13 protein-coding genes and 1 pseudogene are annotated in these 14,688 nt (G+C 62.1%); 13 read left to right on the top strand and 1 reads right to left on the bottom strand.

The genetic code is table 11. The features are described 5' to 3' along the window. The first annotated feature begins 83 nt into the window (after positions 1–83). The 4 genes from JOH52_RS21295 to JOH52_RS21280 all read left to right on the top strand — a co-directional run bounded on the left by JOH52_RS21295 (position 84) and on the right by JOH52_RS21280 (position 5,053). Positions 84–1,181, top strand: a complete 1,098-nt coding sequence (locus JOH52_RS21295; RefSeq protein ID WP_013850418.1) for a DUF475 domain-containing protein — start codon at positions 84–86, stop codon at positions 1,179–1,181. Between the two features lie 206 nt (positions 1,182–1,387). Continuing rightward, positions 1,388–1,732, top strand: coding sequence for a hypothetical protein (locus tag JOH52_RS21290; protein WP_127522902.1), 345 nt, complete (start codon positions 1,388–1,390; stop codon positions 1,730–1,732). A gap of 256 nt (positions 1,733–1,988) precedes the next feature. Beyond that, a complete protein-coding gene (locus JOH52_RS21285; protein ID WP_013850420.1) occupies positions 1,989–3,737 on the top strand; it encodes a type I secretion system permease/ATPase in 1,749 nt (582 codons plus the stop codon). Continuing rightward, positions 3,734–5,053 carry an HlyD family type I secretion periplasmic adaptor subunit gene (locus tag JOH52_RS21280; RefSeq protein WP_013850421.1) on the top strand — a complete coding sequence of 440 codons (1,320 nt, stop codon included), beginning with the start codon at positions 3,734–3,736 and terminating at the stop codon, positions 5,051–5,053. The genes JOH52_RS21285 and JOH52_RS21280 overlap by 4 nt, the downstream gene beginning before the upstream one ends. Before the next feature lie 99 nt (positions 5,054–5,152). Here JOH52_RS21280 and JOH52_RS21275 read toward each other — a convergent pair whose 3' ends face one another. Next, positions 5,153–5,926, bottom strand: coding sequence for a GntR family transcriptional regulator (locus JOH52_RS21275; protein ID WP_013850422.1), 774 nt, complete (start codon positions 5,924–5,926; stop codon positions 5,153–5,155). Between the two features lie 213 nt (positions 5,927–6,139). Here JOH52_RS21275 and JOH52_RS21270 point away from each other — a divergent pair, with 213 nt between their 5' ends. The 9 genes and pseudogenes from JOH52_RS21270 (at position 6,140) to JOH52_RS21230 (ending at position 14,672) form a co-directional block, all read left to right on the top strand. Next, complete coding sequence (locus JOH52_RS21270; RefSeq protein ID WP_015008162.1) at positions 6,140–7,525, top strand: 6-phospho-beta-glucosidase; 1,386 nt, start codon at positions 6,140–6,142, stop codon at positions 7,523–7,525. Beyond that, the gene (locus JOH52_RS21265; protein ID WP_013850424.1) at positions 7,516–8,451 is read left to right on the top strand and encodes a carbohydrate kinase family protein; all 936 of its coding nucleotides are present in this window, start codon (positions 7,516–7,518) and stop codon (positions 8,449–8,451) included. Before JOH52_RS21270 ends, JOH52_RS21265 begins: the two co-directional genes overlap by 10 nt. Positions 8,452–8,486: 35 nt before the next feature. Then, positions 8,487–9,749, top strand: a complete 1,263-nt coding sequence (locus JOH52_RS21260) for an ABC transporter substrate-binding protein (protein ID WP_013850425.1) — start codon at positions 8,487–8,489, stop codon at positions 9,747–9,749. Positions 9,750–9,838: 89 nt separating this feature from the next. Continuing rightward, positions 9,839–10,951 carry an ABC transporter ATP-binding protein gene (locus tag JOH52_RS21255; RefSeq protein ID WP_015008163.1) on the top strand — a complete coding sequence of 371 codons (1,113 nt, stop codon included), beginning with the start codon at positions 9,839–9,841 and terminating at the stop codon, positions 10,949–10,951. Further along, a complete protein-coding gene (locus JOH52_RS21250; RefSeq protein WP_010976104.1) occupies positions 10,948–11,841 on the top strand; it encodes a carbohydrate ABC transporter permease in 894 nt (297 codons plus the stop codon). The genes JOH52_RS21255 and JOH52_RS21250 overlap by 4 nt, the downstream gene beginning before the upstream one ends. 11 nt (positions 11,842–11,852) lie before the next feature. Next, positions 11,853–12,728 carry a carbohydrate ABC transporter permease gene (locus JOH52_RS21245; RefSeq protein ID WP_088203780.1) on the top strand — a complete coding sequence of 292 codons (876 nt, stop codon included), beginning with the start codon at positions 11,853–11,855 and terminating at the stop codon, positions 12,726–12,728. A 144-nt stretch (positions 12,729–12,872) separates the two neighbouring features. Beyond that, positions 12,873–13,310: a hypothetical protein gene (locus JOH52_RS21240; protein WP_003526251.1), complete on the top strand. Its 438-nt coding sequence runs from the start codon at positions 12,873–12,875 to the stop codon at positions 13,308–13,310. Between the two features lie 310 nt (positions 13,311–13,620). Then, positions 13,621–13,761 (top strand): annotated as a pseudogene (locus tag JOH52_RS21235) (DUF763 domain-containing protein); the annotation flags it as partial. Positions 13,762–13,838: 77 nt separating this feature from the next. Then, positions 13,839–14,672, top strand: a complete 834-nt coding sequence (locus tag JOH52_RS21230; protein WP_013851057.1) for an IS5-like element ISRm4-1 family transposase — start codon at positions 13,839–13,841, stop codon at positions 14,670–14,672. The last annotated feature ends 16 nt before the right edge of the window (positions 14,673–14,688 follow it).

Raw genomic sequence — 14,688 nt, 5'->3', positions numbered from 1 at the left:
GCCCATACGGCCGTGCGTTTTTTTGTCTCCGGAAATCTCCCTTTCGCCAACGCTACCACAGCGCGTGGAGGGGAGGTTCGCCCATGACTGGATCCAGCGCACAGACAACCGCCCTCGGTTATTTCAAATGGGCGTTCATCGTTACGGCTGCCGGGCTTCTGCTTGGCGGGTGGCTCGGCTGGCAGTCGACCGGCACCATCGGCGGAATGATGACGGTGTTCTTCATCTGCACCGTCCTTGCCGTTCTGGAAATCTCGTTGTCCTTCGACAACGCCATCGTCAATGCCAACAAGCTCAAGGACATGACTCCCGTCTGGCAGCAACGCTTCCTGACCTGGGGCATCCTCATCGCCGTTTTCGGCATGCGCATCGTCTTTCCGCTGCTGATCGTGGTCATCGCCGCGGGTATCGGTCCGATCGATGCCGTGATTCTCGCCGCGGCCCGGCCCGAGGAATATTCCCGGATCATGCACGAGGCGCATCTGCCGATCGCCGCATTCGGCGGCACGTTCCTGATGATGGTCGGTCTCACCTACTTCTTCGATCATGAGAAGGACGTGCACTGGATCGCATGGCTGGAGAGCCGGATGGCACGCTTTGCGACCATCAAGGGCGTCGAGATTGCCTTCGTGCTTGCGCTCATACTCGGCTTTTCGAGGCTGCTCGAAGCGGAAGAAGCCGTGATCTTCGTTCATGCCTGCGTTTACGGCCTCCTCACCTTCCTGGCGGTCGAGGTGGTCGGCGGTCTGCTCGACGCCTCGCAGCAGACGATGAGCGCTGCGGCGAAGGGGGGCTTCGGGGCCTTCCTTTATCTGGAAGTGCTCGACGCCAGCTTCTCCTTCGACGGGGTCATCGGCGCTTTCGCTTTGACCCAGAACCTTTTCATCATCGCCATCGGACTCGGCATCGGGGCGATGTATGTCCGCTCCATGACGATCATGCTGGTCGAGAAGGGCACGCTCAGTGAATACCGCTACCTGGAGCACGGCGCCTTCTACGCTATCCTGATCCTTTCCGTGGTCATGTACTTCCAAACGCTGATCCACATTCCCGAAGTCATTACCGGCCTCGGCGGGGCAGGCCTCATAGGTCTTTCGCTCTGGTCTTCGATCCGGCACAACAGGCGGGAAATGGAGCAGGTGGAGGACGACACGCGCGGGCGCAGGCGCGTCGAGGCCTGAGCCAAGCCCTGGTCACCGGACCCATCCGGCCGAAAGGTCTCATCAGGACAAGGAACGACCCGGCGGAAATTCCGCCGGGTCGTTCTTCTTCGTGCGTCGCATTTTCTCCTGTCTTGCCGGAAAAGTGCCAAAGTCTTGGGCAATTGGGGCCGGCCCTGCCGGCCGCGAGCCCCTGCGCCGTTGGGCAGAAGAAATTATGCGGAGGAATGCTTGTGAACGCCAGTCGGAACGATCTTGCCCTGATTGCGGTAATGCGGCGGTATTTTTTGCTGAAAGAGGAGTCGGGCGCCTTGAAGGGGCGCCTCGAGGCCGCCCGCAGGAGCGCCGGCGACGAGATAGACCACTTCTATGATCCGCGCACCAATGCGACGCACGCGGACGACATCCTGGCATGGCATCGGCTCCGGCGGGAAATGGAGGAACTGATGAGCCTTGCCGGGACATGGGGAAGGGGCGGCAGCATCGAGGGAAGCCCTCTGGCAGCGGCCGACGAGCCTGCGCCTCCGACCGAGTCCACCCCTCTGGCCGAGGCCGCTGCTTCGATGGAGTGATGGCGCCGACTGCCGGCGGCAAAGCGCGGGATTCGCATTGATCGGTAGTCAATTAAGCAAGTTTGGCGTACATCATTGTATTTCGGGGAACAACTTTTCCTTGCGAGCTTTCGAAGTATGAGCCGGCACGATCCAGACAGTGCGACAAAAAGCGTCGATGCGGATGGCCGATCTCCGGTGTTCGGCGGCGCAGCAAGAGAGAAGGGCCGTATGTACCTGAAACCCGATAGCGAGATATCAGCCGGTGCCTGAGTTCATGGCTACATCCAAGGGCAGGAATGCCGATCCAGCCGCCGCGCTTCGCGATTGCCGGGCGGCCTTTATCGGCGTCGGTGTCGCCAGCGCGCTCGTCAATCTTCTCTATCTCACCGGTTCGTTCTTCATGCTCGAAGTCTACGATCGGATCCTGCCGAGCCGCAGCATTCCATCGTTGATTGCGCTCTCTCTTCTCGCGTTGCTGCTTTATGCCTTTCAGGGAGCCTTCGAGCTCATCCGCGGGCGGATGCTGGTGCGCATCGCCGGCGCGCTCGACGAGAGCCTGAACGGACGCATTTACCGCGCCATGGTAAAGGCGCCGTTGAAGCTCAGAATGCAGGGAGACGGCCTCCAGGCGCTGCGCGACTTCGATCAGGTCCGGTCGTTCCTGTCGGGTGTCGGCCCGGCGGCGCTCTTCGACCTGCCCTGGCTACCTTTCTACATCGCGATTTGTTTTCTCTTTCACCCGGTCATCGGATTGATCGCGATCATCGGCGGGTTGATCCTGACGTTGCTCACCTATCTCACCAACCGCGGCACGCAGGCGCCTGCCAAGAAAGCGTCCGAAGCCGGAGGGCTGCGCAACGTCTTCGCTCAGGCCTCCCAGCGCAATGCCGAAGTAGTGCATGCCATGGGCATGTCCGCGCGGCTCACCGCGCTGTGGGAGCGGCGCAATACGGAGTTCCGCGACGAGAACCGGCGGACGTCCGACATCGGCAACGGCTACGGCGCGTTGTCGAAGGTCTTCCGCATGGCGCTGCAATCCGGCGTTCTGGCGGCCGGCGCCGTTCTGGTGATCCGGGGCGAGGCTTCGCCCGGCATCATCATCGCCGGCTCGATCCTCACGGCCCGGGCTCTTGCACCCGTGGAACTTGCGATCGGCAACTGGCGCGGTCTTGTCGCCGCGCGTCAGAGCTGGCAGCGTCTCAAGGAATTGCTCAAAGCCCTGCCTGAGGCCGATGCGCCGCTCCAGCTTCCGGACCCGCGCGAACGCCTTACGGTCGAGGGGCTGGCAAGCGGTCCGCCCGCGGCACAGCGCCTCATCGTCTCTGATGTGAACTTCACCGTCCGTGCAGGCGGCGCCGTCGGCGTCATCGGCCCGAGTGCCTCGGGAAAATCGTCCTTGGCGCGCGCCATCCTCGGCATCTGGCCCGCCTATCGCGGTTCCGTTCGGCTCGACGGCGCGGCGCTCGACCAGTGGGACAGCGACGCGCTCGGCAAACATGTCGGATACCTGCCACAGGACGTGGAACTGTTCGCCGGGACGATCGCGCAGAACATCTGCCGCTTTGCCGAAGATGCGACATCGGAGGCGATCGTCGCCGCCGCCAAGGCGGCGCGCGTCAACGACCTGATCCTGCGCCTGCCGAACGGCTATGACACCGAGATCGGCGATGGCGGCATGACGCTGTCGGCCGGCCAGCGTCAACGGGTGGCTCTGGCGAGAGCCCTTTACGGCGATCCCTTCCTCGTCGTTCTCGACGAGCCGAATTCCAATCTCGATGCGGAGGGCGAGCAGGCGCTCAGCGAAGCGATCATGAGCGTGCGCAGCCGCGGCGGCATCGTTATCGTCGTCGCCCATCGGCCGAGTGCGCTCGCAAGCGTCGATCTCGTGCTGATGATGAACGAGGGCCGCATGCAGGCCTTCGGGGCGAAGGAGCAAGTTCTCGGCCAGGTACTTCGCCCGCAACAGGTGGAGCGACAGAATGCCTTGAAAGTCGTTGCAGAGGGGCAGGAGGCGAAGCAATGAAAGGATGGCTCCAGCAGCAGAAGCCGACTGCACGCCGGTCGCTCTCCCGCCATTTGATCGGCGTCTCGGTCCTTGCGCTTGCCCTCGTCGCCGGTGTCGGCGGCTGGGCCGCGACGACGGAGCTGTCGAGCGCCATCGTCGCCGGCGGTGTCGTGATCGTCGACGACAACGTCAAGAAAGTCCAGCATCTGACCGGCGGCATCGTCGGCGAACTCCTGGTCAAGGAAGGCGATCGCGTCGAGGCGGGCCAGGTGCTGATCCGTCTGGACGGTACGACCGTGCGCGCCAATCTGGCGATCATCGAAAGCACGCTGGCGCAGTTTTACGCCCGACGCGCTCGGCTGCAGGCCGAGCGGATCGGCGCCGCATCCTTCGAAATCGAAGAGGATCTTGCCGAGTTCATCCCCGGCACGGCGGCGGCGAAGCTCATAGAGGGCGAAAAGCGGCTCTTTGCGAGCCGCCGGTCGGCGCTCTCGGGCATGAAGGGACAGCTCGATTCGAGAAAGGCGCAGCTCGCGGATGAGGTCGAGGGGCTCACGGTGCAGTTGAACGCGATCGAGGAGGCGCTGAAGCTGATTGCGGAGGAACTGACCGGGGTCGATTCGCTTTTCGGCCAAGGGCTCGTGCCGATGCAGCGGGTAACGACGCTGAAGCGCCAGCGGGCGGAGCTCGAGGGTGGACGCGGCAGGCACATCGCCGCCCGGGCCCAGGCCCGCGGCAAGTCGAGCGAGATCGACCTGCAGATCCTGCAACTGGACGAGGACCGGCGCAGCGAGATATCGAAGGAACTGACGGACGTCGAGGCGAAGATCGCGGAATATGAGGAGCGCCGCACCGCCGCGACCGACCAGCTGCGCCGCCTCGACATTACCGCACCGCTTTCCGGGCGCATTTACCAACTGGCGACCCATACGGTCAACGGCGTCATCAATCCGGGCGAAACGCTGATGCTTGTCGTGCCCGAGGCCGAGGACTTGACGGTCGAGGCGAAGGTAGCGACCCATGACATCGACCAGATCCGTGTCGGCCAGACGGTCGAAATCCGCTTCAGCGCCTTCAACCAGCGCACCACGCCGGAGGTCGAAGCCGAAGTCGTGACCGTCGCTCCTGATCTCGTCACCGACGAGCGCACCGGCGCCAGCTACTACCCGCTGCGCATCCGGCCGAAAGCGGAGAGCCTCGCCAAGCTGAAGGGCCTTTCGCTCTATCCCGGCATGCCGGCCGAGGTGTTCATCAAGATCGCCGACCGGACGGTAATCTCCTATCTGACCAAGCCCCTTACCGACCAGATGCGGCATGCCTTCCGGGAAGACTGAGGCTGGCGGGAGGGCGGTATTAGACGTTTCCCGGAACTCCCTAACGCTTTGAACTACGCACTTCCGGAGGAAAACCGCTACACACGTTTCTGAACTGCTCTAGAAGCGCCGGTGCGACTGCCTCAGCGAAAGCGGATAGCGGGTCGGATGATAGGCTGCCGCGCTGATATTCACGGTACGGTTGTGATTGTCATAGGCGATCTGATCGAGCGTCAGGACGGCCGCCGGCCGCTCGAGTTGGAGCAGGGACGCCTCGAGGTCGGATGCTAGCCTCGCGCTCAAGGTCGATTGTCCGCGCGTGGGTACGATGCCGTAGCGGTTCTCGAATTCGCCGTAAAGCGACCTGTTCTCGACCATCCAGTCGATGTCGAGAATGCCGGGCGCGAGCGAGGCGGAGAACCAATCCCGCTGCACGACCACCGGTAGATCGTCGAGAAGGCGCAGCCTCTCCAAAAAGACCACTTCGGCGCCGGTCGGCAGCGAAAGCGGTCTTGCGACCTCCGTTTCGGCCCGGACAATCTCCGCCTTGAGGAGCCGCATGCCGGGCTTGCGATTGTTTGCATGGGCCGTCTGGGTAAAGCTGCGAACGACTTCCAGTTCGTAAAACGGGGCGGGCGCGGTCACGTAGATGCCCTTTCCGGGCCGCGTCTGCAGGTAGCCGAGATTTTCGAGTTCCTTGATCGCCTGGCGCACGGTGATGCGGCTGACGCCATAGGCGGCCACCAGTTCCCGCTCGGAAGGGAGCTTATCGTTCACTGCCAGCTCGCGCCGCTCGATCATGCCTCTCAGAAGGTTTCGCAGCTGTGCGTAAAGCGCATCCGGATGGTTGCGATCGATCGGGCTTTCGTCCGGTAGGTTTGCTTGTCGTGCCATGCTCTCTTGTTTCAGCCGCCGGTTTCCGGATGTTCCTTTGCATTGCACCCTGCCCGACCGAAGACAAGGGCCAAGCCGCTTTTCGGATCGCCGGCAGGCGCCGCTGACTACGCCGGCGATCGGCAGTGGAAACCGGGAAAACGGCTCGGTCTCGAATTGACATAACTGGCTATATCCAGTAGCGATACCACGATCGGAACGGCGGAGTAAAGAATGAAACTGACCTTGATCGGCGGCGGCGGAGTCCGGGCACCCCTTTTTGTCGGTTCGGCGCTCAGGCGCGCGGAGAGAAGCGGCCTGACCGAGATCTGCCTGCAGGACATCAACGAGCGCAAACTCGGGCTTTTCGGGCGTATAAGCCAGGAACTGGCGCGGCGCATGCAGTCCCCGGTCCGGATCAGCATGGCGGCGGACGCCGAACGCGCGCTCGACGGCGCGTGCTATGTCGTGACGACGGTTCGCCCCGGCAACGAGGATGGGCGTATCAAGGACGAGCGCATTGCGCTTGCCCATGGGGTGCTTGGTCAGGAAACCACCGGTCCGGGCGGCTTTGCCATGGCGCTTCGCAGCATTCCGGTCATCCTGAAATATGCCGAGATCCTGAAGAAGGTCAGTCCCGATGCGTGGCTGTTCAACTTCACCAATCCGGCGGGACTCGTGACTCAGGCCCTGCAGAACGAAGGCTATCATCGCACCGTCGGCATCTGTGATGGGGCGAACGGTGCGCAGGAGGCGCTGGCGCACTGGCACAAGGTGCAGCAGAACGACGTGCGCTGCGAGGTCTATGGGCTCAATCATCTGTCCTTTACAAGGCGCGCGACGATTGATGGCAAGGAAGTCCTTCAGCCTCTGCTCGATGACGACGGCTTTCTTCGCTCCACCTCGCAGCGCATGTTCGATGCGAGCCTCATCAGAAGCCAGCGCAACTGGATCAACGAATATCTCTACTATTACTATTATGCGGAGAAGGCGGTCGAAGCGCTCAAGGCCGATGCGCGCACGCGCGGCGAGGAGGTCAAGGACCTGAACGCAGCGCTGATCACCCGGCTTAGCGCGATGGATTTGAATGCCGACGCGGAGGCGGCGCTCGCCGCCTATTACGCCTACGAGCGGCGTCGCAACGCCACCTATATGCATTATGCGCTGACGGACGCCCCCAGCATGGAAGAGGCCGACCGGCTGGTCGAAGGCCTTGCCGCCGCGCAGACGGGAGAGGAGGGCGAGGGCTATGCCGGCGTCGCGCTCAATCTGGTCGATGCGCTTGAGACTGGCAAACCCTGCTACACCGGTCTCAACGTGCGCAACGAAGGCGCCATCGAAGGCTTGCGGGACGACGATGTCGTCGAGGTGAGCTGCGTGGTCGATGGGGAAGGTATCCGGCCGCTGAAGATCGGTGCGATGCCGGAAGCGCAGTCGCAGATCGTCCACAATGTGAAGCGCTACGAACGGCTGGCCGTGCGGGCCATCAGGGAACGCAGCCGCGATCTTGCGGTCCAGGCGCTCATGGCTCACCCTCTTGTGCTTTCCTATTCGCGCGCCGTGCCACTGGTCGATGAATATCTGGCGGCACACGCGGAATTCGCAGGGGAATGGTCGTGAACGGCCCCGGCCCCGGTTCGCGCCATGACGTGATGGTGGTCGGAGAATACTACTTCGACCTGATCTTCCGTGGCCTCCCGGAGGTGCCGAAGATCAGCGCCGATCTCTGGGCGGAGGAATTCGAGTGGGTGCCGGGTGCGGCCTATTCGACGGCGCTGGCATTCGCGCGGCTTGGAACGAGTGCCGGCTGGTGGTGCCAGTTCGGCAACGATATCTTCAGTCGCATGATCCTCGAGGAAGCCCGCCGCGAGAATATCGACGATCGCCTCTTCATCCATCTCGACAGGCCGCTGCGCCGCGTGAGTGCAGCCTTTTCTTTCGTGCATGACCGCGGCTTCATCAGCTATGCCGAAGAGCCGGATCCCTTGCCGACGCCGGAGGATCTGGCGCGGATCAGGCCGCGCATACTGCTTCTGCAGGGGTTCTCGCTCGACGCTGAAAGACGGCGGCTGATCGAGGCCGCGCGCGAACTCGGGATCACCGTATGTTCCGACTGCCAGCATGTCGACTATCGTCTCTCGACGCCCGGAATGGAGGAGATGCTGGGACTGATCGACGTCTTTCTGCCGAACGCATCGGAAGCGAAGGCGCTGACGGGCGAGGAGGAAGTGGAGCGTGCGCTATCGTCGATCGCCCGCTTCTGCCCGACCGTCGTGGTTAAGTGCGGAGCGGATGGAGCGATTGCTTTCTCCAAGGGCCGGACGACCCGTGTGCCGGCGCTTGCCGTCGAGGTCTTCGATACCACGGGCGCAGGCGACTGTTTCAACGCCGGCTTCGTTCACGGGCTTCTGACCGAGCCCGACATCGGCGGCGCGATCGAGCTCGGCGTGATCTGCGGCTCGCTGGCGGTGACGGGATATGGCGGCCGCAACCTGCCTTTCAAAGAGGATCTGACGAAATATCGGCGGCGGGAGGCCGCGATATAGCTTGCGTTCACAAGAGAACAAATGAGGGAACGAACATGAAGCATATGTTGAAAACACTCGCAGGCATGACCGTTTTTGCCGTCGCATCGGCCTTTCCGGCAAAGGCGGACACCGTGTCGATGTTCTGTTCGGCGACCGACTACGAACTGTGCGAGAAGGCCGTCCAGAAATGGACGAAAGACACCGGGCACGAGGTGAAGCTCAACCGGATGCCGCAGAACCTCGACGACGCCATTCCGATCTATCAGCAATTGTTCGCGGCCCAGTCGTCCGACATGGACGTCCTCTATATCGACGTCATCTGGCTCGGCATGTTCAAGGATCATCTCCTCGATCTGACCTCTCTCGTACCCGAGAACGAGGTGACGGCGCATTTCGCCTCTGCCGCGGATGCGGCGCGCCTCGACGGCAAGCTCCTGTCGATGCCCTTCTACATCGATACGGGCCTCATGTTCTATCGCAAGGACCTTCTGGAGAAATACGGCAAGCAGCCGCCGAAGACCTGGGACGAGCTGACGGCGACAGCCAAGGAGATCCAGGACGCGGAGCGCAAGGCCGGCAGCCCGGACATCTGGGGCTATTCCTGGCAGGGCAGGAGCTATGAAGGCCTGACCTGCGATGCTCTGGAGTGGATCGCTTCCGCTGGCGGCGGCACCATTCTTTCCGGCGACGGTGAGGTGACGATCAACAATCCGCAGACGGAGGCGGCGCTCACCCGTGCCCGCGGCTGGATCGGTACGATCTCGCCCGAGGGGGTCTTGAACTATGACGAGGAAAACTCACGCGCCCTCTTCGAGAGCGGTAATGCCGTATTCCACCGCAACTGGCCCTATGTCTGGGGAACGTCGCAGGCCGAGGGTGGCAAGCTCGTTGGTAAGGTCGGAGTGAGCCCGCTTCCCGTCGGCGCAGAAGGGCAGAAGTCGAGCGGCGCGCTCGGCACGGCCTATCTCGGCGTCTCAAAATATTCCAAGAAGCCGGAGCTTGCAGCGGAGCTGCTGCGCTATATGGTCGGCGCGGAAGACCAGAAGATGCGTGCGATCGAAGGCGGCTACAATCCGACCGTCGAGGCGCTCTACGAGGACGCCGATGTGCTGGCGAAGATCCCGTTCCTCGGCATGGCGAAGACCGCCTTCGAGGAATCGGTCGCACGTCCGTCGGCTGCGACAGGCAAGAACTATAACCGTGTTTCCCGCACCTTCTACCGGGCCGTTCACGACATCATCTCCGGCAAGGACGATGTCGCCAAGGAGCTCGCCGACCTCGAGCGCCGCCTCGAGCGAGACGTGAAGGCGAAATGACGAGAGCTGCGCCCTCGGCCGGGCCGGGGGCGCCTCATCGAACCGGCTGCGTTGGACGCGCTGCCGCGAAAGGCCTGGAAGGGAATGGAATGGCTTCGGTCTCCCTGAAGAATGTCAGCAAGACCTTCGGCACCTATGACGTGATCCGCTCCATCGATCTCGAGATCGAGGACGGCGAGTTCGTCGTCTTCGTCGGCCCATCCGGTTGCGGAAAGTCGACGCTTCTGCGACTGATCGCCGGCCTCGTGCCGGTTTCCGGTGGCGACGTGTTTATCGGCGGCGACCAGGTGACGGACGTGCCGGCGTCCAAACGTGGGCTTGCCTTCGTCTTCCAGTCATACGCGCTCTACCCGCATATGAATGTGGCGCGAAACATCGGCTTTGCGTTGGAAACGGCGCGGCTCGGCAAGGATGAAATCCGTCACCGTGTCGCCAGGGTCGCGGACATGCTGAAGATCGGTCACCTGCTCGAGCGTCGGCCGCGCCAGCTTTCCGGCGGTCAGCGGCAACGCGTGGCGATCGGCCGTGCGCTGGTCGGCCAACCGGAAGTCTTCCTCTTCGACGAGCCGCTTTCCAATCTCGACGCGGACCTGCGCATGGAAATGCGCTTCGAGATCGCCAAGCTGCACGCCGACGTCAAGACGACGATGATCTATGTCACCCACGACCAGACGGAAGCGATGACGCTCGCCGATCGGATAGTCATTCTCAACCACGGGCAGATCGAGCAGGTGGGGCGGCCGCGCGAGCTTTACGACCGGCCGGAAAATCGCTTCGTTGCCGGCTTTCTCGGCAGCCCTAGAATGAATTTCGCCCCGCTCGAAGCGACCGCCCCCGCGGCTACGGTTCTGAGGGGAGCCGGCGGCTTCGCCTACGCCGCAGAGTACGTCGCGGCCGAAGGAAGGCCTGCGGAAATCGGCTTGCGGCCGGAGGCTTTGAAGCTTGTCGGTGCCGAAACGAAAGGTGCGATCCGCGGGACCTTCGAGCGCATGGAGGACCTCGGCTATGAATATGTCTGCTATGTGCGGCTCACCGAGACGCTGGTCTGGACGGTTCGTTCAACGGGAAGTCCACCGCAAATAGCCCCCGGGGACCCCGTCGGCCTGAGCTGGCAACCGGAAAGTCTCTACCTCTTCGGAGAGGATGGCCGGCGCATCGATCACCGCGCGAGCGTTTCATTGGCCCTTGGAGCCTCGTCGTGAACGCCGCCCGCCGGATGGAGCGGCAGCAACGCCGCACCGCATGGATATTCCTGCTCCCGTTGCTGCTGACGCTGATGGCCGTGGCGATATGGCCGCTCGCCCGCAGCATTTTCTTCTCCTTCACCGACGCTTATCTCGACGCCCCTTCGGACTACGGCTTCGTGGGTATCGAGAACTTCGTGGAAGTCGCCGAAGATCCGGTGTTCTGGGGCGCGGTCAGGAACACGCTCGTCTTCACGCTCGTATCCGTCGGGTTGGAGACGCTTCTCGGACTTGCGATCGCCTTGCTCCTGCACCGCGCTTTTCTCGGCCGCGGCATCGTGCGGGCGGCGATCCTCATTCCCTGGGCGATGCCGATGGTCGTCTCGGCCCGGATCTGGGAATGGATGCTCAACGATCAGTTCGGCCTGATCAACAAGCTCCTGGTCGCGTTGGGACTCGTCGAAAAGGGCGTCGCTTGGACAGCCGATCCTTCGCTGATCCTCGGGACGGTGATCTTTATCGATGTCTGGGTGACGACGCCGTTCATGGTGCTCCTCATTCTCGCCGGCCTGCAACTGATCCCCGAGGAAATCTACGAGGCAGCCGACGTTTCCGGCGTGCCGCAGTGGAAACGCTTCTGGTCTATAACCTTGCCGCTCGCGACGCCGGCGATCGGTGTCGCGATACTCTTCCGCACGCTCGATGCGCTCCGCATGTTCGATCTGAGCTACGTGCTTGCGGCCAACAACGAAAACACGATGACGATGTCGATCTATGCGCGCGACCAGCTCATCAGCTTTCAGGACCTCGGCCTTGGAGCCGCTGCTTCCACCTGGGTGTTCATGATCATCGGACTGATCGCTATCGTCATCGTCGGGCTTTTGCGCCTCGATCGGGCGACAGGCTGAGGGGGCTATCGATGACGGTGAGCGCAGGCACCACGAGGCGCTATTCGAACGCGACTTACCGGACCTTGCGCCGCGTAAAGACGGCCGGACTCTATGCCGGCGTGGCGGCCGTCCTCGTCTACATGCTGTTTCCCTATTACTGGGCGATCGTCTCCTCGACCAAGACGGGGCAGGCGCTTTACCAGTTCACTCTGCTGCCGGCGCTCGATTTCAGCAACTACAGGCAATTGTTCGACAATCCGGTATTCATGGGCGCGCTCGTCAATTCCGGCGTGGTCGCGCTTGTCAGTACGGCGGTCTCCCTTGTCATCGGCATTCTTGCGGCTTACGCGCTCGGCCGGCTGCATTTCCCGCCGGGCCGCATCGTTCTGATCGCCGTTCTCATGATCTCGGTCTTTCCGCAAGTGGTGGTGCTTTCGGGAATGTTCGAGGTGATCGGATGGCTCGGGCTCTACAATCGGCCGTCGGCGCTGATCGTCTCCTATCTCATTCTCACTTTGCCCTTTACGACATGGATCCTGACGAGCTTCATCCGTGACCTGCCGAACGAATTGGAGGAGGCGGCGCTCATCGACGGCTGTTCGCGCCTGCGCATCCTCACCCACGTGCTGCTGCCGCTGATGGGGCCTGCGATTGCCAGCACCGGTCTGCTGTCGTTCATCCTTGCATGGAACGAATTCCTCTTTGCGCTCACCTTCATCCTGACCGACGAGAACCGGACGGTTCCGGTAGCGATCGGCCTTCTGACAGGCAGCAGCCGCTATGAATATCCGTTCGGCCAGATCATGGCCGCGTCCGTCACGGTGACGCTGCCGCTGCTCGTTCTCGTCCTGATCTTCCAGCGCAAGATCGTGGCGGGGTTGACGTCCGGCGCCGTCAAGGGGTGACGACCGCCGCGGCGGGCAACGTCATGCGCCAAATTTGGCATGATCTATTTTCGTGATTGGACTTCCCGACCGGTTGGAGTCACGCTGATCAGGCCTACGAGGTGGAAATTGGGGGACCAACTATCGTTAGAGTAGGAGGTCGCAATGAAGCACCAAGCAATCGAGCAGTTACAGGGCGTCGCCGAGGTCAAGCAGGACCTGCCGCGACGGACGTTATCGCGCAAGGAGCGCCTTGAGCGTTGGGCGGAACTCCTGGAACGGGACCCTCACAGACGCCTTTCGACGCTGCACGAGACAGAGTATCAGCCAGCGAGAGTCCGCGCGGCCATGCGCGGCGACGGTTCGCCGATCTCCGTCGCCTTCGAGGATCCGGTCCTCCGGACTGCCGGGATGGAGAACGACAGCTACGGTGAAGCCAGGCGGTTCTTCGAGCTGAGCGACGAGCAATTACATAAGGTCATCTGCTATTGCCATTTCGGCGCGACGGTCAGCGCATCGACGGCCGCCCGCCACATCCGCGCAATGCTTGTAGAGAAACAGCCAGGCCTGTTTGCTCGGTTGCGCCAGATGTTCGTCGGCTAGGCAGGCGACGGCATATTGGAGGGTCGTGATCGAAGGCGGCCGCCGGAGGAGGCGGGCTGCAGTGCGAAGGCTCATCGCGCTCGCACTGTGGTGCTCCCATCGCCTCCGGCTGGCGGATTGCCTTCGATCCGCGGCGTCGTCGTCTTAGGATCGCAACTCGATCTCAAGGCTTCGTCGCGTACAACGCGCCCTCATGTTCTGCGTTTTTCGCTTCGTGCTCTAAATTCCACTATGTTAAGTGGATCGACGCGACCGACGCGACTCCGGATGGCGACGCGCCCTGTCGGCCGGGATGACGAATGGAAATACTATGGCTCAAAGAGCAGGCAACGCGGATCTCCCGCTGCATGGCGGCCGCGTGCCGCGATGGCTCGGCGACCGAATGACGCGCCTCGGAGCGCTGGTCACCGAAGCGGTCGTTCATCACTATGGACGCGACGAGTTCCTAAGAGGCTGCCTCAAAAAGAATTGAGTGATTTCAGCCAGTTGTGATTCCGTCGGATTTGCAAAGATTCGATGGAGATCACGATGGCCTGGACTGAAACCACCCGGCGCAATTATGTCCGGCGGACGAGCGGATATGCAAGCGATGTCACGGATCGCGAATGGGATTTTGTTGCACCGTTCATGCCTGCGCCACGGCGTCTGGGTCGTCCGCGCAAGACTGATTTGCGCGATGTTTTAAACGCCCTTCTCTATATCGCTTCGACAGGCTGCCAGTGGCGGATGCTGCCGAAGGACTTTCCGCCCTGTTCGACGGTGCAGCGATATTTCTATGAATGGCGGGCAATGGGTCTTTGGCCACGGATCAACCATCACCTCGTCATGGAGGCGCGGGAATTGGAGGGGAAAGAAGCCTCGCCGACAGCGGGCGCGATCGACAGCCAAAGCGTTAAAACGACGGAAAGCGGCGGTATCCGTGGCTTTGATGCAGGCAAGAAGATTAAGGGCCGCAAGCGCCACATCATTGTCGACACGCTCGGGCTGATGGTCGGCCTCATGGTGCACAGCGCCGATATTCAGGATCGCGACGGCGCTCCCGATCTCCTGAAATCCATCAAAAACCGGTGGCCGTGGTTGCTTCATGTCTTCGCTGATGGCGGCTATGCGGGCGACAAGCTCAAAAAGCGGCTGCAGAAAATCGGGAAATGGACACTCGAAATCATCAAACGTTCCGACAAGGCCAAGGGTTTTGAAATCCTGCCGCGCCGCTGGGTCGTCGAGCGGACCTTCGCCTGGCTGGGTCGATGCCGCAGACTGGCCAAGGACTTCGAAAAATCCGTCGCTTCAGCAGAAGCGTGGATCACCATCGCTCACATCCGCATGCTCACCAGACGCCTTGCAAGATATGGATATCGTTGAAACCTTTTCGAGTCCG

Source organism: Sinorhizobium meliloti (assembly GCF_017876815.1).
Lineage (GTDB): Bacteria > Pseudomonadota > Alphaproteobacteria > Rhizobiales > Rhizobiaceae > Sinorhizobium > Sinorhizobium meliloti.
Note: the sequence above shows the minus strand (reverse complement) of the source record. Positions and strands in the feature narration are given on the sequence as shown.